This window comes from Nocardiopsis terrae, assembly GCF_014651695.1.
GTDB lineage: Bacteria > Actinomycetota > Actinomycetes > Streptosporangiales > Streptosporangiaceae > Nocardiopsis > Nocardiopsis terrae.
Genome location: NZ_BMXJ01000006.1, coordinates 405,880 through 424,547, shown reverse-complemented (window position 1 = coordinate 424,547; position 18,668 = coordinate 405,880). Strand labels below are relative to the sequence as shown.

General features: G+C 73.3%; 16 protein-coding genes. 8 read left to right on the top strand and 8 right to left on the bottom strand.

The window, feature by feature from the left end:
- The first annotated feature begins 187 nt into the window (after positions 1-187).
- Together IE195_RS19060 and IE195_RS19055 are read left to right on the top strand one after the other, a co-directional pair.
- Positions 188-1,579 carry a M20/M25/M40 family metallo-hydrolase gene (locus IE195_RS19060; RefSeq protein WP_191273348.1) on the top strand — a complete coding sequence of 464 codons (1,392 nt, stop codon included), beginning with the start codon at positions 188-190 and terminating at the stop codon, positions 1,577-1,579.
- A gap of 90 nt (positions 1,580-1,669) precedes the next feature.
- Positions 1,670-2,701 (top strand): S66 peptidase family protein, encoded by a 1,032-nt coding sequence (locus tag IE195_RS19055; protein ID WP_373295670.1) that lies wholly within the window; start codon positions 1,670-1,672, stop codon positions 2,699-2,701.
- 40 nt (positions 2,702-2,741) lie between these two features.
- On the opposite strand, the gene IE195_RS19050 is transcribed toward IE195_RS19055, so the two are convergent.
- A complete protein-coding gene (locus IE195_RS19050; RefSeq protein ID WP_191273346.1) occupies positions 2,742-3,803 on the bottom strand; it encodes a potassium channel family protein in 1,062 nt (353 codons plus the stop codon).
- An 83-nt stretch (positions 3,804-3,886) separates the two neighbouring features.
- Positions 3,887-4,654: a type I methionyl aminopeptidase gene (gene map / locus IE195_RS19045; RefSeq protein ID WP_191273344.1), complete on the bottom strand. Its 768-nt coding sequence runs from the start codon at positions 4,652-4,654 to the stop codon at positions 3,887-3,889.
- 82 nt (positions 4,655-4,736) lie between these two features.
- On the opposite strand from map, the gene IE195_RS19040 reads away from it, so the two are divergent.
- From IE195_RS19040 to IE195_RS19025, 4 genes are all read left to right on the top strand, one after another.
- The gene (locus IE195_RS19040) at positions 4,737-5,036 is read left to right on the top strand and encodes a helix-turn-helix domain-containing protein (protein WP_191273342.1); all 300 of its coding nucleotides are present in this window, start codon (positions 4,737-4,739) and stop codon (positions 5,034-5,036) included.
- 184 nt (positions 5,037-5,220) lie between these two features.
- Positions 5,221-7,191 carry an acyl-CoA dehydrogenase family protein gene (locus tag IE195_RS19035; RefSeq protein WP_191273340.1) on the top strand — a complete coding sequence of 657 codons (1,971 nt, stop codon included), beginning with the start codon at positions 5,221-5,223 and terminating at the stop codon, positions 7,189-7,191.
- Between the two features lie 153 nt (positions 7,192-7,344).
- A complete protein-coding gene (locus tag IE195_RS19030; RefSeq protein ID WP_191273337.1) occupies positions 7,345-8,625 on the top strand; it encodes an MFS transporter in 1,281 nt (426 codons plus the stop codon).
- Positions 8,626-8,692: 67 nt separating this feature from the next.
- On the top strand, positions 8,693-9,097 hold the full coding sequence (locus tag IE195_RS19025; RefSeq protein ID WP_191273335.1) for a hypothetical protein: 405 nt from the start codon (positions 8,693-8,695) through the stop codon (positions 9,095-9,097).
- A gap of 38 nt (positions 9,098-9,135) precedes the next feature.
- Here the strand turns inward: IE195_RS19025 and IE195_RS19020 are convergent, their stop codons facing one another.
- The 6 genes from IE195_RS19020 to IE195_RS18995 form a co-directional block, all read right to left on the bottom strand.
- Positions 9,136-9,711, bottom strand: coding sequence for a hypothetical protein (locus IE195_RS19020; RefSeq protein ID WP_191273742.1), 576 nt, complete (start codon positions 9,709-9,711; stop codon positions 9,136-9,138).
- Between the two features lie 193 nt (positions 9,712-9,904).
- A complete protein-coding gene (locus IE195_RS19015; protein WP_191273333.1) occupies positions 9,905-10,516 on the bottom strand; it encodes a TetR/AcrR family transcriptional regulator in 612 nt (203 codons plus the stop codon).
- Positions 10,517-10,550: 34 nt separating this feature from the next.
- A complete protein-coding gene (locus tag IE195_RS19010) occupies positions 10,551-11,711 on the bottom strand; it encodes an acyl-CoA dehydrogenase family protein (RefSeq protein ID WP_225942372.1) in 1,161 nt (386 codons plus the stop codon).
- An 8-nt stretch (positions 11,712-11,719) separates the two neighbouring features.
- Entirely contained in the window at positions 11,720-13,870 is a 2,151-nt protein-coding gene (locus tag IE195_RS19005; protein ID WP_191273329.1) for an ATP-binding protein, read from the bottom strand.
- Positions 13,871-13,883: 13 nt separating this feature from the next.
- On the bottom strand, positions 13,884-15,482 hold the full coding sequence (locus tag IE195_RS19000; protein ID WP_191273327.1) for an acyl-CoA carboxylase subunit beta: 1,599 nt from the start codon (positions 15,480-15,482) through the stop codon (positions 13,884-13,886).
- Entirely contained in the window at positions 15,479-17,287 is a 1,809-nt protein-coding gene (locus IE195_RS18995; RefSeq protein WP_225942371.1) for an acyclic terpene utilization AtuA family protein, read from the bottom strand. Before IE195_RS18995 ends, IE195_RS19000 begins: the two co-directional genes overlap by 4 nt.
- 153 nt (positions 17,288-17,440) lie before the next feature.
- Between IE195_RS18995 and IE195_RS18990 the strand changes: the two genes are divergently transcribed.
- Both IE195_RS18990 and IE195_RS18985 read left to right on the top strand, forming a co-directional pair.
- Positions 17,441-17,905, top strand: coding sequence for a hypothetical protein (locus IE195_RS18990; RefSeq protein WP_191273325.1), 465 nt, complete (start codon positions 17,441-17,443; stop codon positions 17,903-17,905).
- Positions 17,906-18,000: 95 nt separating this feature from the next.
- The gene (locus tag IE195_RS18985) at positions 18,001-18,576 is read left to right on the top strand and encodes a hypothetical protein (protein WP_191273323.1); all 576 of its coding nucleotides are present in this window, start codon (positions 18,001-18,003) and stop codon (positions 18,574-18,576) included.
- Positions 18,577-18,668 lie beyond the last annotated feature (92 nt).

Sequence of the window (18,668 nt, the reverse complement as noted above, 5' to 3'; positions counted from 1 at the left end):
GCCCACGGCCGGCCCCGCGACCGAGGTGTTTCTGCCGGTTCCGGCCGAACGTGCGGGCGCCGTCCCGCGCGAACCGGTAGAACAGTGGCGGGTACCAGCACCGAACCGCACGGGACGCCCGTGTGTCCGAAGTGATCGAAAACCCCGAACGTGCTGTACGAACCCTGCTGAGAGCGAGGCCGAGCCCGTGGGCCACACCAACACCTCCCTGCCCGACATCGTCCGTGAGGACGCCCTGGTCGAAGCCGGCGAGGACGCCGTCCACCTCACCCGCGAGCTGATCCGGCGGGACTCCACCAACCACGGCAAAGGCGAGGGGGACGAGCGCGCCGCCGCCGAGTTCATCGCCGAGGCGCTCGGCTCCACGGGCCTGTCCCCCGTGATCCTGGAGTCCGCCGACCGGCGGGCCAATGTGGTCGTGCGCATCCCGGGCACGGACCCGGACGCCGACGCCCTCCTGGTCCACGGCCACCTGGACGTGGTGCCCGCCGACCCCCACGACTGGACCTTCCCGCCCTTCGGCGGGGAGATCGCCGACTGCCCGGTCACCGGGGTGCCCTCACTGTGGGGGCGCGGCGCCGTCGACATGAAGAACACAGTCGGCATGGTCACCGCCGTGGTCCGGTACTGGTCCGAACTGGGTCTGCGCCCCCGGCGCGACATCGTGCTGGCGTTCGTCGCCGACGAGGAGGACAGCGCCGCCTACGGGGCCGACTACCTCGTGCGCGGCCACCCCGACCTGTTCGAGGGCTGCACCGTGGCCATCGGCGAGGGCGGCGGCCACACCGTGCACGCCCGGGACACCTCCGGTTCCCCCGTCCGCCTGTACCCGATCGGGTCGGCCGAACGCGGCAGCGCCTGGCTGACCCTGCGCTCACAGGGCACCGCCGGGCACGGCTCCCGGCCTCCCCGCGACAACGCGGTCGGCGCGCTCGCCGCCGCCGTGGCCCGGATCGACGGGCACCGCTGGCCGCTGCGCCTGACCCCGGTCACCCGCGCCGCCATCGACTCCATCGCCCGGTCCCTGGGGATCGAACGCACCCCCGGCGACACCGGCACCAACGAGGCCGTGGACGCCCTGGTGGCCCGGTTCGGCACCGCCGCACCGCTGGTCGGCCCCACGGTGCGCAACAGCGCCGCGCCCACGATGCTCTCGGCCGGCTACAAGGTGAACGTGGTGCCGGGCGAGGCGACGGCCGGGGTGGACGGCCGTGTCCTGCCCGGCGGCCAGGACCAGTTCACCGAGACCATGGACGCACTGACCGGCGACCGCGTGGAATGGGAGTACGCGCACAGTTCGCCGCCGGTGGCCGCACCGGTGGACTCGGCCGCCTTCGACGCGCTGCGCTCGGCGGTCCTCGCCCACGACCCCGGGGGCCTGGTGGTCCCGGTGTGCCTGGGCGGCGGTACGGACGCCAAGGTGTTCTCCCGACTGGGGATCGACTGCTACGGCTTCTCCCCCATGCGGATGCCCGCGGGCATCGACTACCCGAGCCTGCTGCACGGAGTGGACGAACGGGTACCGCTGGAAGGACTGCGGTTCGGGGTACGGGTGCTGGACAGCTTCCTGCGCGGCTGAGGCACGCGCAGCCGGGGTCCCCGCCGCGCCGCACACGGTGCGGCGCGGCGGGACAGGTGGAGGACAGGACGACAGGTATGGGGGATCAACGTGGGTGAGTCGGTGGCCGAGGCGCTTGACGGCCCAGGCGGTGCGCAGGAGCCGGCCGGGGGCCGCCGACCGGGCAGCGGAGGCGACCCGGGCCCGCGGACGGTGCGGGCGCTGACCCGCCCGCCGAGGCTGCGGGAGGGCGACCGGGTGCGTCTGGTGGCCCCGTGCAGTCCGGTTCCGGCGCCCCAACTGGACGCGGCGGCGGAGGTCCTGCGGAGCTGGGGGCTGGAGGTCGAACTGGCCCCGCACGTGCGTGACCGCCACCCGCTCCTGCCCTACCTCGCCGGGGCCGACCGGGACCGGGCCGCGGACCTCCAGGAGGCCTGGTGCGACCCGGACGTACGCGCGGTGTTCTGCGCGCGCGGCGGCGACGGGGCGCACCGGATGCTGGACCTGCTGGACTTCGACGCGATGCGCCGGGCCGCCCCCAAGGCCCTGGTCGGGTTCAGCGACATCACCGCACTGCACGAGGCGTTCGCGGTCGAGCTCGGCATGGCGACCGTGCACGGGCCGGTGGTGGGGACCCGCTACTTCGTGGGCGACGCGGCGGCCCAGCACGAACTGCACACCACCCTCTTCACTCCCGAACGGCGCACCGTGCTCACCTCCCCGGGAGCGCACGCCCTGGTGCCGGGCCGGGCCGAGGGGGTGACCTTCGGCGGGAACCTGAGCCTGCTCAACGACGGGCTCGCCACACCGCACAGCCGGCTCTCAGCGGCGGGCGGCATCCTGGTCCTGGAGGACGTCAACGAGGACGCGGCCCGCATCGACCGGATGCTGACCCACCTGCTGCGCACCGGCTGGATGGACGGCGTGGCCGGAATCGCCCTCGGTACGTGGACCGACTGCCCCCCTGGCCCGGAGGCCGTGTCCGACCTGATGCGGGACCGCCTCGCCCCCCTGGGGGTACCGGTGCTGGCGGGTCTGGACTTCGGCCACTGCGCCGCGCAGCTCACCGTCCCGCTGGGGGTGCCGGCCGTGCTGGACACCGGGGAGGGAACTCTCGCGCTGGCCGTCCCCGGACTGGATTAGCGGCGGGCGGGACCGGGGCCGCGGGCGGCCGTGCGCGGCCTCAGCCGTCGTCCCACCGGTGGGCCGGGGGCCGGGTGTGCGACCAGCGGTGCAGGTTTTCGAGGAAGACGCGGCAGCGGCACACCGCCCGTTCGGCCTCGGAGCGCTCCCGGTGCTGGTCGCCTTCGCCGAGGCGTTCGGACAGCATGCGCTCCACCCGTCGCGCGGCCCGCCGGTCCTCGTCGGTGGGCCGCGGGTCCGCCAACCGCCGCGCCACGTTCCTTCCCAGGTAGGTCCCGGCGACGGTTCCCTGCAGGCGGGCCAGTGCGGAGTCCAGCGCCTGAGCAGCCGACAGGAGCGCAGGGTCGTGTCGGCCCGCGAGCAGCGCGGCCACCGTGCTCTCCTCCAGGTGGCGCAGTGCGGTCTCGGGGTCGTACTCCTCCCTCTTCGAGCGGTAGGTGAAGGCCACCAGCGGGTAGCGGTGCACCATCTCCTCGACCTCGCGCACGTGTTCGGCCCAGCGCCGGCACTGCGCGCGCGTCTCGGACACTCCGGTCTCGGCCAGCGAGTCGGCGAGGACGGTGATCCCGTCCCGGCCGCGGACGTCGTCGTGGACGGCGAGGGAGAACCGGTTACGGGCGGCGACCCCGCTGACGACCTGGATGGCGTAGGTGGCCATGCCGGTGAACATGGTGAAGCCGACGGCCGCCCCCACCACCGAGGCCAGCTGGCCGAGGGCGGAGAGCGGGGTGAGCTCACCGTAGCCGAGCACCGTGATCGTGCCCGCCGCGAAGTAGAGGGCGTCGAGGAAGGTGAGCGGGTCGAGGTCGGCCCCGAGCCGGAACTCCTCCGGCAGCATCGGCCACACCGCCAACGCGAGCGCGAACGCCAGCGAGACCAGCCACACCAGGAAGGTCGTGACCAGGATCAACGGGCCGGCGAGGCTGAGGAGGTGCTGGCCCGGGCCGGGGAGGCGGGTGCTCAACCACACGGTGGGGTGCCACACCGCCCGGCGGACGAGCACGGCGGCCACCCCTTCGGCGTCCGGGTGCAGCACGGTGACCGCGGCGTCGCAGGCGACCAGCACGGTCAGGATGATTCCGAAGATCGAGATGACGGCCATACCCGCCCTGCTACCCGTCCCGGGCCCCGGAAAGCGTGCGGACGGCAGCGGCGGGTGCCGGGGCGGGCGCCGGGAGCGGTTCGCTAGGGCAGGGTGAGCACCACCGGACCGTCCTCGGTGACGGCGACCGTGTGCTCGCAGTGGGCGGCCCTGGTTCCGTCGTCGCTGAGGACCGTCCACCCGTCGTCGCCGTGGGCGTAGCCGTCGGAGCCGCCGCGCACGAGCTGGGGTTCGATGGCGATGACCAGACCGGGGCGGAGCCCGAACCCTCTTCCGGGGCGGCCGTCGTTGGGCACGTCGGGGGCCTCGTGCATGGTGCGGCCGATGCCGTGCCCGCAGTGGTCGGCGGTGAGCCCGTACCCGGCGGCGCGGGCCCCGGTGGCGATGGCGTGCCCGATGTCACCCACACGGTTCTCCGGGCGGGCGGCCTCCACACCCCGGGCCAGGGCAGCCTCGGTGTCGGCGATCAGGGCGAGGTCGGCCGGGTCGGCCGTGCCCACCACGAAGCTGATCGCGGCGTCGCCGGACCAGCCGCGCAGTCGTGCGCCGCAGTCGACGCTGACCAGGTCGCCGTCGGCCAGGACCCGTTCCCCCGGGACCCCGTGCACGATCTCGTCGTTGACGCTGATGCAGGTCACGCCGGGGAAGGGCACCGGCGCCCAGGCAGGGTGGTAGCCCAGGAAGAGGGGTTCGGCGCCCGCCTCGGCGATGGTCCCGGCCGCGGCACGGTCCAGCTCGGCGGTGGTCCGACCGGGTTCGGCGGCCTCGCGGGCCGCGGCGAGCGCGTGTGCGACGACGCGACCGGCCTCACGCATGAGGGCGATCTCGGCGGGGGTCTTGATCTCGACCATGGGAACTCTTTCGGAGACGGGGGTCCAATAACTATACCGGTATTACTATACGCTCTTTGGGAGTGCGGGATACACTCGCCGCATGGTTCGTGAACCGCTGACCGAAGAGCAGATCGAACGCGGCCGCGCCCTCGGCGCGCTCCTGCGCCAGGCCCGAGCCGACCGCACGATGGCGGACGTCGCCCGCTCCTCCGGGATCTCCGTGGAGACCCTGCGCAAGATCGAGGGCGGCCGCATCCCCACCCCGGCCTTCTTCACCGTCGCGGCCGTCGCCGCCACCCTGGGCCTGTCCCTGGACGCCCTCCTGGCCCGGGTCGGCTCCGCGACCGAACCCGCCGCCCTCGGACCCGCCCCCCTGCACCCGCACGGCATCGCCGTCTGAGCACGGGCCGGGTGCCGGAGAACACGCCACCGACCGGCACCCGGGAACCCGCTCCGAGGACCGACATCCTGGCAACGCCTAGGTTGGGACTCACACCCGCGGCCCGGGCGTGTTCACAGCCGCCCGCCCGCGCGGGGTGGTAACCACGTGAAGGTCGCGTCAACGACGACCACAGGGGGAAATCATGAGCGAACAGGCACCGCTGAAGCTGGACGAGGCCGAACTACGCGGACTGCTCGACGGCCGATGGGCCAACGTGCGCGAACGCGCCCGCGACGTCATCCGGGGCGAGGAGTTCGCCCCGGTGTACGGCCTGTCCGTGGAGGAGCACCGCGCCCGTACCCTCAAGCAGCTCATGGCGCTGAACGGGACCGGCATGCCCGCGTACGGCTTTCCCGGGTCGGTGGGCGGCGCGGACGACGTCGGCGCCTCGGTGGTGGCCTTCGAGATGCTCGTCGCGGACATGTCGCTCATGGTCAAGATGGGTGTGCAGTTCGGGCTGTTCGGCGGCGCCGTCAAGGCCCTGGGCACCGACGAGCACCACCAGCGCTACCTCCCGGACATCATGAGCGTGGAACTGCCCGGCTGCTTCGCGATGACCGAGACCGGCCACGGGTCGGACGTGCAGAGCCTGGGCACCACCGCCACCTACGACCCGGACACCGAGGAGTTCGTGGTCCGCACCCCCAACGAGCACGCGCGCAAGGACTACATCGGCAACGCCGCCCGCGACGGCCGCATGGCGGTGGTCTTCGCCCAACTGCGCACGCCCGACGGCGACGGCGGACTCGTCGAGCACGGCGTGCACGCGCTGATGGTGCCCATCCGGGACGGGGAGGGCAGGCCGATGCCCGGGGTGACCGTCGAGGACTGCGGCCACAAGGCCGGGCTCAACGGGGTCGACAACGGCCGCCTGTGGTTCGACGACGTGCGGGTGCCCCGCACCGACCTGCTCAACCGGTACGGCGACGTGGCCGCGGACGGGACCTACTCCAGCCCCATCGAGAACCCCAACCGGCGCTTCTTCACCATGCTGGGCACCCTCATCCGCGGCCGCATCAGCGTGGCCGGGGGCGCGGGCAGCGCCACCAAGGCCGCACTGGCCATCGCGGTCCGCTACGCCGACACCCGCCGCCAGTTCACCCGTCCGGCCACCGACTCCCAGCCCGAGCAGGAGGTGCGGATCCTGGACTACCTCGCCCACCAGCGCAAGCTCCTGCCCGCGCTGGCCCGCACCTACGGGCTGCACTTCGCCCAGGAGGAGCTGGTCACCCGCCTGCACGAGCTGTCCCGCTCCGAGGAGCGCGACGAGCACGCCCAGCGCGAACTGGAGTCGCGCGCCGCCGGGCTCAAGGCTGTCGCGACCTGGCACGCCACCGAGACCATCCAGACCTGCCGCGAGGCCTGCGGCGGCGCGGGCTACCTCTCGGAGAACCGGATCCCGCAGCTCAAGGCCGACTCGGACATCTTCACCACGTTCGAGGGTGACAACACCGTCCTGTTGCAGCAGCTCACCAAGGGTCTGCTCACCAACTTCAAGGACTCCTTCGGCGACCTGGACCAACTGGGCCTGGCCAAGTTCATGGCGGGCAAGGTGTTCGAGACCGTCATCGAGCGCACCGCCGCGATCCCGCTCATCGACCGGCTGATCGACGCCTCCCCCGGCCGGGGCGAGGAGGCCAGCCTGTACAACCGCGGCTGGCAGCTGGAGCTGCTGGAGGACCGGGAGAAGCACATCATCGAGGGCCTGGCGGGGCGCCTGCGCCGTTCCAGGAAGGACGGCAGCGACGCCTTCGACGTGTTCAACCAGGCCCAGGACCACGTGCTCGCGGCGGGCCGCGCGCACATGGACCGGGTGGTGCTGGAGGCCTTCGTCGCGGGCATCGACCGTTGCGGGGACAAGCCGACGGCCAAACTGCTCAACCGCCTGTGCGACCTGTACGTGCTGTCGGTGATCGAGGAGGACCGGGCCTGGTTCCTGGAGCACGAGCGGCTCTCCACCGCCCGGGCCAAGGCGGTCACCCAGGCGGTGAACGACCTCTGTCAGGGACTGCGCCCGTACGCGGTCCAGCTGGTCGAGGCCTTCGGCCTGCGCGACGAGTGGCTGGCCGCGCCCATCGCCCTGGGAGCCGAGCAGCAGCGCCAGGGGGAGTGACCCCGGCGGGCACCCCTCCGGGTGACCGCTTCCGGTCCGGCCGGGGCCCGCCACGGGCCCCGGCCGGACCGGGCACGCACCCGTTTCCCCCTCTTCCCCCGGGACCGGGGCTCCGCCTAACATGAGTCACCTTCATGTTAGGTAGGTCACCCCGTGCGCACACCCCCGGCGCCACCGCCCCCGGGCCCCCTCCCCACCGCCCTGGCCGAACCCACCCGTAATGTCCGCTCCCTGTGGGTGGCCGGGATCAGCCTGGCCAACCTGGGTATGTGGATGGCCTTCTTCGGCCCCCTCCAGGTCCTGCTCCCCGAACAGGTCGGCCGAGCCGCCCCAGCGGACAAGGAGACGGTCCTGGCCTGGGTCACCGGGATCGGCGCGGCCATGGCCATGGTCGCCACCCCGCTGGCCGGGGCGCTCTCGGACCGCACCACCGGGCCGCTGGGACGCCGCAGACCCTGGGTCCTGGCCGGGGCGGTGCTCGGCGGTGCCGGGCTGGTGGTCCTCGGCACCCAGGAGAGCGTCGCCGGGATCCTGTTGGGCTGGTCGTTCGTACAGACCTCGCTGTCCTGTCTGAACGCGACCCTGCTCGCCGCCGTCCCCGACCACGTGCCGCGGAGCCAGCGCGGAGCGGTCTCGGGCTGGGTCGGCATCCCGCAGTCGGCCGGGGTCGTGGCGGCGGTCGTGCTGGTCACCGTCGTCGTCACCGAGATCTCACCGGGCTACACCCTGATCGGCGTCCTCACCGTCGCCTGTGTGCTGCCCTTCGCCCTGCTCTCCCCCGACCCGCCGCTGCCCCGCGGGGCCCGGCCGCCCTGGCGCGACTTCGCCCGGGGGCTGTGGGTCTCGCCCCGCCGCCACCCGGACTTCGCCTGGGCCTTCCTCACCCGGTTCCTCATCGGCACCGGGAACGCGATGTTCATCCTGTACCTGCTGTACTTCCTGCGCGACGAGGTGGGCTACGAGGACCTCTTTCCGGGCTCCTCGGCGACGGACGGGCTGCTCACCCTGATCCTGGTGTACACGGCGGCGGTCGTGGCCACCACCGTGGTGGCGGGCGTGGTCTCGGACCGGCTCGGGAAACGGCGCGGCATGGTCTCCTTCGCCGGGGTGGTGATGGGCCTGCCCGCGTTCATGGTGGCCCTCTCCCCCACCTGGACATCGGTGCTGGTCTGCGCGGTGGTGCTGGGGGTGGGGTTCGGTGTCTTCCTGTCCGTGGACAACGCCCTGGTCACCGAGGTGCTGCCGACCGCCGAGGGGCGCGCCAAGGACCTGGGGATCGTCAACATCGCCAGTTCGGGCCCGCAGGTGATCGCCCCCGCCCTGGCCGGCCCCATCGTGGTCCACCTGGGCGGCTACCCGGTGCTGTACACGGCCTGCGGGGTGATCTCGCTGCTCGGCGCTGCGGTGGTCTGGCGGATCAGGGGCGTGGCCTGAGACCGGATCCGTGCTTACCCGTGTGGCCTCCGGCGCCCCGCGCCTACCCGGGGCGAACATGGCGGGCATGGATGCTCGGGAGTGGTGGGACCGGTTGGTCGGCGAGCTGACCGAGGGCACGGAGGTGACCGTCTACCCGGGAGGTGCCGGTCCGCCGGTCACCTACCGGGCCACCAGCCGGGCGGAGGTCCTGCCGGGCGAGCGCGCCATCCGGATCAGCTGCTTCATGGGCCGGGAACTGGAGCAGCCGATGACCCTGCACCTGGATCCGGCCGCTCTGGCCGCACGGCTGCGGGAGCTGACCGAGGGGGCGGTGGAGGCGTTCGGGACCCGGCGGCGCGGCGGCCTGGAGGAGGCCTACGCGCTGCTCATGCTCCACCTGGAGGAGACCGTCGGGACCGCCAGGCCCGGGGAGACCCACCTGGTCCCGAGCCGCGGCGGTTTCGACTCCCTGCGCGAACCCCCTCCGTGAGACCCGTCGGCCGCACGGTCCCGCGGTCAGGGCCCCGGTCAGTCGGTGACCGGGTCCAGGGTTCCGCTGTCGGTGCGGGTGTGGCCGGGGGCCTCCTCGCCGCGCTGGCGGGCCGGTTCCCACCACCACCAGTGCGTTTCGGGCACCCAGGCGGGCACCGCCTCGACGGTGGCCGGGCTGGCGTCGCCGGCCACGGCCTCCATGGCGTCGTCGATGCGCGGGATGGCGTCCAGGTCCACCGGGCGCAGGAAGTCCCGCAGGGGGACGAACTCGTCACCGAGGACCTGGAGCATGGAGCGCCGCCAGCAGGCGGGGCGGTAGCCCTCGTGCCGACCGTTCTCGGCCGCGGTCTGGCTGCGCACCACGTACAGGCTGAGCCGGTCGGGGTTGTTGCCGCTCACCAGCAGTCCGGCGAGGGTCGCGTTGAAGTTCTGCCCCGCGGGGGAGCTCCGCTCGGCCCGCGTGGTCGCCCGGTAGAGGTCGAAGAGCCGCGCGAAGGCGGTGTCCATGAGGGCGTCGCGGTCCCTGCCCCGCTCGGAGCTCTCCGCGAACGCGTCCAACGCCCGTTGGGCCAGGCCGGGGATGTCCCTGCCCGAATCCGCACTCACCGACACACCGCCTTGTCCGACCCTCTCGACCCGCCCGAAGGCCTGTCGCACGAAAACTGTTGTGGAACAACCGCTGCGGTCGGGACTTTGCCCAACCTTTTCGATCATAAGCGCCCGCCGCGCGAATGCGGTAGGCGACCCGGGTTCCGGTGCCCCGCAGGCGCGGACGGACCGGCCCGCGAACGCCCGGGGCGGTGGTTCAGCCGACGGCTCCCAGCGCCTGGTCGAGCATACGGGCCCACTGGCGGACGATGCGGCGCCTGCGGGCCCGGTCGTCGGTGAGGAGGTTGGCCAGGCCCAGCCCCCGGGCCAGGTCGAGGGTGGCCTGGACGGCCTCGCGGGTGCCGGGGACCGTCTCGTCGGCGCCCAGCAGTTCCACCACCGCACGGTGCACCTGGCGGCCCACCTGTTCCTCCAACGGGATGACCCTCTCGCGCAGGACCGGGTCACTCGCGGCCCCGGCCCACAACTGGAGCGCGGCGTTGAAGCCGGTCCCGCTGAAGGCGTCCACCACCATCTGCACCACGGCCTCGGTGCGGTCGGGCCCCTCGGGGACCGCCTCGGCACGGCGGCGCAGGTCGGCGCCGCGGTTGTCCACCATGTGCCGCAGCGCCGCCAGCAGCAGGTCCTCACGGGTCGGGAAGTGGTGTTGCGCGGCGCCCCGGGACACCCCGGCGCGCTCGGCGACCGCGCCCACCGTGGCCCCCGCCGCCCCGCGTTCGGACAGGCACCCCACCGCCGCGTCCAGCAGCCGGGCCCGGGTGGCCCGGCTGCGTTCCTGTCTCGGCTCCCGGTCGGATGCCGTGTCCACTGCGCGCCTCTTCTCCGCTGTGGTCTGCCCGTGGTCAGTACGACTTGGGCAGGCCGAGGGACTGCTGTGCCACGTAGTTGAGGACCATCTCCCGGCTCACCGGGGCGATCCGGGCCAGGCGGGAGGCGGCGATCGCCGCTCCCAGTCCGTACTCGCTGGCCAGACCGTTGCCGCCGAGGGTCTGCACGGCCTGGTCGACCGACCGCACACACGCCTCCGCGGCGGCGTACTTGGCCATGTTGGCCGCCTCGCCCGCGCCCGCGTCGTCGCCGGAATCGTAGCGGAGCGCGGCGTACTGGGTCATCAGGCGGGCCTGCTCCATCTCGATCTTCACCTGGGCCAACGGGTGTGCCAGCCCCTGGTGGGTACCGATGGGCCGGTCCCGCCACACCGTGCGCTCCCTGGCGTAGGCGACCGCCTTGTCCAGGGCGTGCCGGGCGCTGCCGGTGGCCAGGGACGCGGCCATGATGCGTTCGGGGTTGAGTCCGGCGAAGAGCTGGAGGAGGCCGGCGTCGGGGTCGCCGACCAGGGCGTCGCCGGGCAGGCGGACGTCGTCCATGAACAGCTGGAACTGGTGGTCCGGGCTGACGATGTCCATCTCGATCCGGCGGGCCTCGAACCCGGGGGTGTCGGTGGGGACCGCGAACAGGGCGGCGGACAGGCGCCCGGTGTCCTCGTCCTCGATGCGGCCGACCACGAGGACGGCGTCGGCGACGTCCACCCCGGAGATGAAGGTCTTGCGTCCATTGAGCACCCAGCCGCCACCGTCCCGGCGGGCGGTGGTGGTGATGCGGTGGGCGTTGGAGCCGGCGTCGGGCTCGGTGATGGCGAAGGCCATGACGGACTCGCCGGCGGCCAGGCCCGGCAGCCAGCGCCGACGCTGCTCGGGGGTGCCGAAGCGGGCCAGGACGGTGCCGCAGATGGCCGGGGAGACCACCATCATCAGGGTGGGACACCCGGCGGCGCTGAGCTCCTCCAGGACGGCGGCCAGGTCCGCGATGCCGCCGCCACCGCCGCCGTACTCCTCGGGGAGGTTGACGCCCAGGTAGCCGAGCCCGCCCGCCTCACGCCACAGTTCGGTGAGGTAGGCGTCCTCCCTGGCCTTGGCCCTGTAGTACTCCGAACCGTACTTGGCGGCGAGGTCCGCCACCGCGGCCCGGAGCTCCACGCGCTCGGGGGGTTCGTTGAAGGTCATGGCACCGGTCACTGTTCGAGCCCTTCGTCGTGGGGGGCGGCCTCCGCGTGGTGGCCGTCGGAGCCGCTGTCGGCGGCGGGTGCGGGGCCGCTGTCGGGGTCGGTGTAGTCGAGTACGGCCAGGGGAGCCCCGGCGGGGACCCGCTCCCCCGCGGCGACCGGGAGTTCCCGGACGGTCCCGGCGGCGGGGGCGGTGATGCGGTGCTCCATCTTCATGGCTTCCATCCGCAGCAGGGTCTGCCCCTCCCGGACCTCCTCCCCCGCGGCGACGTCCACGGCGGTGACCGTGCCCGGCATGGGCGCGGGCAGCGCACCCGGGTCGACGGTCGCCTCGGGTTCGGGGAGCGGGTCGATCACCCTCAGGGCGACCGGTCCGAGTGCGGACTCGACGAACACCTCCGGCCCGTCGGCCCCCTGCGGTCCCCGGCGGTCCGGGGCGGTCCGGTACACGTCGAAGGCCCGGCGCAGCCCGTCCACCTCCAGGACCGCCCGGTCGGGGGTGGCGGACAGCACCCGGACGCCCTCCTGCTCGGGCAGGTGTGCGCCGCGCACCGACCGGAAGGCGGTGGTGATCTCGCGCCCGTCGGGGGTGGTGTGGCGCCGCAGGTGGGGGGCCGAGGGCAGGTTGCGCCAGCCCGCGGGGATCCCGGCCGGGAGGGCGCCGCCGCCCCGGGAGGCCTCGAACGAGGCCAGGGAGGCGGCGAGCGCCGCCAACCGTTCGGTGGCACCGTCGGCGAGGGGCCGGGCCAGTTCGGTGAGGCGGTCGCCGGTCAGGAAGCCGGTGTGCAGCCCTTCGGGACGGTGGTGCGCCCGGGCGAAGTCGGGGTGGCGCAGGGCCCGCACGAGCAGGTCGCGGTTGGTGCCCACGCCGTGCAGTCGGGCCCCGGCCAGGGCCGCGGACAGGCGCCGCAGGGCGTCGCGGCGGTCACGGCCGTAGGCGATGACCTTGGCGAGCATGGGGTCGAAGTCGGTTCCGACGGTGTCACCCGTCCGCACACCGTGGTCCAGGCGCACCCCGGGCCCGGTCAGAGGGGTGAAGCTGGCGGTGGCCGCGGGCACGTCGAAGGTGTGCAGCAGCCCGGTCCGGGGCCGCCAGTCCTCGCGCGGGTCCTCGGCGTACAGGCGGGCCTCGACGGCGTGGCCGCGCGGCGCGGGCGGGCCGCCGGCGGGCAGGGGCTCGCCCTCGGCGATGCGTAGCTGCCACTCCACCAGGTCCAGGCCGGTGACGCACTCGGTGACGGGGTGTTCGACCTGGAGGCGGGTGTTCATCTCCAGGAAGACGGGCTCGCCCAGGCCGTCCCCGGTGACGGGGACGAGGAACTCGGCGGTCCCGGCACCGGTGTAGCCGATGGCCGAGGCCAGGTCGCGGGCGGCGCGGTGCAGCCGCTGCCGGATCCGTTCCGGCAGCCCGGGCGCTGGTGCCTCCTCCAGAACCTTCTGGTGGCGGCGCTGCGCCGAGCAGTCGCGTTCGCCCAGCGCCCAGACGGTCCCGTGGCGGTCGGCGAGGACCTGGACCTCCACGTGGCGGCCGCGTTCCACGTAGGGCTCGCAGAACACCGAGGGGTCTCCGAAGGCGGAGGCGGCCTCGGTACGGGCGGCCTCGGCCCCGGCGGCGAGCCCGGCGAGGTCGCGGATAACGCGCATGCCGCGCCCCCCGCCACCGGAGACCGCCTTGACCAGCACGGGGAGGTGTTCGGCCCGGACGTCGGCGGGGTCGAGGGCGTCGGCGACGGGCACCCCGGCGTCGCGGGCGACCTTCTTCGCGAGGGTCTTGGAGCCCATCTGCTCGACCGCCTCGGCGGAGGGCCCCACCCAGGTCAGTCCGGCGCCGGTGACGGCGCGGGCGAAGGCGGCGTTCTCCGACAGGAAGCCGTATCCGGGGTGGACGGCGTCGGCACCGGACGCCCGTGCGGCGGCCACGAGGGCGTGCGGGTCGAGGTAGGCGTCCACGGGGCCGCGCCCCTCGGGGACGGCCAGGCGCAGGGCGGTGTCGGCCTCGCGCACGTGCGCGGCGTCCTCCTCGCCGGGCGCGTGGACGGCGACGGTGGCCACGCCCAGGGTCCGGCAGGTGCGGATGATCCGGCGGGCGATCTCGCCGCGGTTGGCGACCAGCAGTGTGGTGACGGGGCCGGCGGGGGCGGCGGGGGGTGTGTGGGTCATGGTCCTCCCCTTCTCACATTCGGAAGACGCCGAAGCGGTCGGTGCCGCGTACGGGTGCGTTGCTGGCGAAGGACAGGCACAGCCCGAGGACGGTGCGGGTGTCGCGGGGGTCGATGACACCGTCGTCGTAGACCCTGCCGGACAGGAACATCGGAAGGGACTCGGCCTCGATCTGGTTCTCGACCAGTTCGCGCATGGCGGCGTCCTGGTCGTCGTCGTAGGGCTGGCCCTTCTTGGCGGCCGAGGCTCGCGAGACGATCGAGATGACCTCGGCGAGCTGCTTGGGGCCCATGACGGCGGAGCGGGCGCTGGGCCAGGAGAAGAGGAACCGGGGGTCGTAGGCGCGGCCGCACATGCCGTAGTGCCCGGCCCCGTAGGAGGCGCCGATGAGCACGGAGAAGTGCGGGACGGTGCTGTTGGAGACGGCGTTGATCATCATCGAGCCGTGTTTGATGATGCCGCCCTGCTCGTACTCGGCGCCGACCATGTAGCCGGTGGTGTTGTGCAGGAAGACCAGCGGGGTGTGCGAGCGGTTGGCGAGCTGGATGAACTGGGCGGCCTTCTGCGCTTCGGCGCTGAACAGCACCCCGTGGTCGTTGGCGAGGACGCCGACGGGGTACCCGTGCAGGGTGGCCCAGCCGGTGACCAGGCCGGGCCCGTAGGAGGGCTTGAACTCGTCGAACTCCGAGCCGTCCACCACGCGCGCGATGACCTCGCGCGGATCCACCGGGACCTTGAGGTCGGGCGGCATGATCCCGAGGAGCTCCTCGGCGGGCAGGAGGGGTTCGCGGACCGCGGCGGCCGGGGACGGCCCGGCCTTGGTGTGGTTGAGCCGGGCGACGATGCGGCGGCCGATGCGGATGGCGTCGTGCTCGTCCTCGGCGAGGTGGTCGGCGAGACCGGAGACCTCGGCGTGCATCCGTGCGCCGCCCAGGGACTCGTCGTCGCTCTCCTCCCCGGTGGCCGCCTTGACCAGCGGCGGGCCGCCGAGGAAGACCTTGGAGCGGTCCCGGACCATCACCACGTGGTCGCTCATCCCTGGGACGTAGGCGCCGCCGGCGGTGGAGTTGCCGAAGACCAGGGCGATGGTGGGGATCCCGGCGGCCGACAGCTGGGTGAGGTGGCGGAAGGTGCCCCCGCCGGGGATGAAGATCTCCTTCTGGGTGGGCAGGTCGGCGCCGCCCGACTCCACCAGGCTGATCATCGGCATCCGGTTGCGTTCGGCGATCTCGCCGGCGCGCTGGGACTTCTTCAGCGACCAGGGGTTGCTGGACCCGCCGCGCACGGTGGGGTCGTTGGCGACGACCACGCACTCCACGCCCGAGACCACCCCCACGCCGGTGACGACGCTCGCGCCCACGTGGAAGTCGCTGCCCCAGGCGGCCAAGGGGGAGAGTTCGAGGAAGGGGCTGCCCTCGTCCAGCAGGAGCTCGATGCGCTCCCTGGCCAGCAGCCCGCCCCGGGAGCGGTGCCGTTCGACGTAGCGCTCCCCTCCCCCGGCGAGGGCCTTGGCGTGTTCGGTGTCCAGCTCGGCCAGCTTGGCGAGCATGGTGTCCCGGGCCTCGGCGTAGGCCGGGCCCCGGGTGTCGAGTCTGGAGGTCAGGACGCTCACGGTGACTCCTCGCTCTGCGGGTTCGGGGGTTCGGCCGGGTCGGAGGGGGTCTGGGACGGGGCCGCCCGGGTCGGCGCGGGGCGCTCCGCCAGCAGGGACTCGGGGATCGGGACGCGGCGGGCCCGCAGCCACTCGCCGAGCCCCTTGGCCTGGGGGTCCTGGCCCTCCCTGCGGGCGGTGCCGGGGGCGAGGATCCCTTCGATCCAGAAGTTGGCGGCGCGCAGGCGGGGCAGCAGGTGGCGGGTGACCTTGAGGTCGGCGGTCTCCGGGAGGATTTCGCGCAGCGCCTCGACGGTGAGGGTGTGTGCCAGCCATCGCCAGGCCTCGTCCGAGGTCGCCCACACGCCCACGTTGGCGTCGGCGCCCTTGTCGCCGCTGCGCGCGCCCAGGACCAGGCCCAGGGGGGCGAGCCGGGTGGGGCCGGCTGGCGGCGGCTCGGGCAGCGGGGGTTCGGGGATCTCCGTGAGCTCCCTGGTGTGCTCGGAGTGGGCGACGTTCTCGCGGACGCCCTCGGGGGTGATCACGGTGTGCCCGACCTCTGCCGCGGGCACGAGGGCGTGGGTGACGGCGACCCCGTCGGGGCGGGCGTCGCGCGGCGGTGAGGTGAGGTGGAATCCGGCGTAGCTGCCCAGGGCCAGCTCCACGGCGGCGGCTCCGAAGCGGCGGCCGATTGCGGCGGGGTCGTGGTCGCGGGCGACCACGCGCAGCCTGGCGGTGGCCTCGTCCTGGGTGTCGCCGTGCGGGTCGCGGGCCGGGACGAACTCGAAGCCCAGCTCCGCGGGCGGGCTGCCGGCCAGGGCCGCGCGCATCTGGCGTTCGGCCAGTTCCGCCTTGGCCCGGGCGTCCAGCCCGGTGATGAGGAACTCGACGTCGTTGCGAAAGCCCGAGATCCCGGTCAGGCCGACCTTGAGGTCCGGCGGCGGCGCCTCGCCGACCACCCCGCTGATCCGCACCCGGTCGTCGGCCTCCTGGGTGAGCCGGACGGTGTCCAGCCGGGTGGTGACGTCGGGGCCGGGGTAGCGGGCGCCCGCGACCTCGTAGACGAGCTGGGCGGTGACGGTGCCGACGGTGACCGCGCCCTGGGTCCGGGCGTGCTTGGTGATGACCGAGGAGCCGTCCGCGCCGATCTCGGCGATCGGGAAGCCCGGGTGGTCCAGGTCCCGTCCGGCGAGTTCGCGCGTCAGCGCGTAGTTGCCGCCGGTGGCCTGGGTTCCGCACTCGATGACGTGTCCGGCGACGGTCGCCCCGGCGAGGGCGTCGAGGTCGTCGCGGGTCCAGCCGAAGTGGGAGACGGCCGGGCCGACCGCGAGGGAGGCGTCGGTGACGCGGCCGGTGACGACGATGTCGGCCCCGGCGTCCAGGCAGCGGGCGATGCCGAAGGCGCCCAGGTAGGCGTTGGCGGTCAGGGGGCCGCCGAGGTTGAGCTCCTCCGCGCGGTCGAGCAGGTCGTCTCCGGTGACGCAGGCGATGCGTGGTTCGAAGCCGAGGCCCTCGGCGAGCTCGGTGAGTTCGTCGGCCAGGCCGCGGGGGTTGAGGCCGCCGGCGTTGGTGACCACGCGGACGCGGCGTTCCATGATGATCGCCAGGCACTCGCGCATCTGTCGCAGGAAGGTTCTGGCGTAGCCCCGGCCGGGGTCGGCCAGCTGGTCGCGGCCGAGGATGGCCATGGTGAGTTCGGCCAGGTAGTCGCCGGTGAGGACGTCCACGGCGCCTTCGGTGAGCATCTCGTGGACGGCTCCGAGGCGGTCACCGTAGAAACCGGAGGCGTTCCCGACACGCAGGGAGGGGGCTGGTGTAGCGGTCATGGCAAAGAGAGTGACACCGGACACAGAAAAAAACAAGCACTCATGATTGTTTTTACCCCGTTGGGCATCCTTGGGCGATATGGCCGGAAGTGGCCGCGCCCAACCCGTTACGGAGCCCCCGCGTCGGGAGAACCGGGCGGTATTTTGGCGCGGGTGAGTACCTCCTCAGAAGACACTCCCTCCACCACCGTCCCCTCCGATGCCGACGGCGCCCCGGAGAGCCCCGGCTCAGAGAGCCCCGACGCCTCCGCCGCTGGCGAGGCCTTCCTCTCCGGGCGGAGCGCCCAGCCCCGGAGCGGCCTGTTCGGCCCCGAGACCTTCAGCGTCACCGGGCTCCTCTTCCTGGCCACGACGCTGCTCTCCACCCAGCTGGTCAGGATCTTCAACCAACAGACCCTGACCGGGGCCGAGGGCTCCCTCACCTACGAGGTGCAGGGTGAGCTGACCGGCGCCGGGCTGTTCTCCGCGCTGGCCGTGGTCTGTGCCGCCGTGGCCCTGGTCCGCGCCGACCCCGGCACCCGCGCCTGGGCCCGGCACCTGGCCGCGGCGACCGTACTGGTGGGCGTGGTGCTGGTGGTCCTGACCGTGCTGTCGTACGTGTTGCTCACCGGCGCCTGACCATCAGCGCCCCGTGACGGATTCGAGGCGCTTTCAAGGTCTGATCAGGCGATTCTTAGGCCCCTCTTATACAGACCCCCGGGTACGTTGGCCGCGTGAGTACCGAACCGGAAGACAACGCCAGGGCCGAGAACACCGACAGACCGACGGAGGGCGCTCCCCAACCGAAGTTCGAACCGGGGGTCGCCGAGGCGTCCGCCGAAACCGGGGCCCCGGGAACCACCGAGGCCCCGGAGACCGAGGAGAACCAGTACGGGACCGCCCCCGAAGCGGAGTTCGGGGCCGTTCCGGCCGAGCCCCGGACCGGAGGCGCCTTCTCCACCGAGACCCTGAGCATCGTCAGCGTGGTACTGCTCGCCGTGACCATCCTGACCGGGCAACTGTTGGAGATCCTCACCAGCATGCTCCTGGTCGGCGACCAGACCGTGGACCCCGCTCAGATCAGGCAGATCGAGATGCAGGTCTGGATGGGCGGCGCGGTGGCCCTGCTCACCGTGCTCACCTCGACCCTGGCGCTCGCCCTGCACAACTGGGGGACCCGGCCCTGGGCGAAGTGGACCGCCACCGCGACGACCATCGTGGGCTTGCTGTTCGTGATCGTCGCCGCGGCGGCCTTCCTGCTGATGCCCGAGGCGTCCCCGCAGCAGATGATGCCGCCCGTGATGGACTAGTTCCGCGGCCTTCGGGCACACGCGGGAGGGGCTGGCGACCAGTGTGTCGGCCGGCCCCTCCGCATCTACGCGCCCCCGCGCTCGCGCCTCGG

Coding starts and splice junctions, on each gene's coding strand:
- IE195_RS19050 (WP_191273346.1), bottom strand. CDS start 3,803: ATGGCCGTCATCTCGATCTTCGGAATCATCCTGACCGTGCTGGTCGCC.
- map (WP_191273344.1), bottom strand. CDS start 4,654: ATGGTCGAGATCAAGACCCCCGCCGAGATCGCCCTCATGCGTGAGGCC.
- IE195_RS19040 (WP_191273342.1), top strand. CDS start 4,737: ATGGTTCGTGAACCGCTGACCGAAGAGCAGATCGAACGCGGCCGCGCC.
- IE195_RS19035 (WP_191273340.1), top strand. CDS start 5,221: ATGAGCGAACAGGCACCGCTGAAGCTGGACGAGGCCGAACTACGCGGA.
- IE195_RS19025 (WP_191273335.1), top strand. CDS start 8,693: ATGGATGCTCGGGAGTGGTGGGACCGGTTGGTCGGCGAGCTGACCGAG.
- IE195_RS19010 (WP_225942372.1), bottom strand. CDS start 11,711: ATGACCTTCAACGAACCCCCCGAGCGCGTGGAGCTCCGGGCCGCGGTG.
- IE195_RS19005 (WP_191273329.1), bottom strand. CDS start 13,870: ATGACCCACACACCCCCCGCCGCCCCCGCCGGCCCCGTCACCACACTG.
- IE195_RS18995 (WP_225942371.1), bottom strand. CDS start 17,287: ATGACCGCTACACCAGCCCCCTCCCTGCGTGTCGGGAACGCCTCCGGT.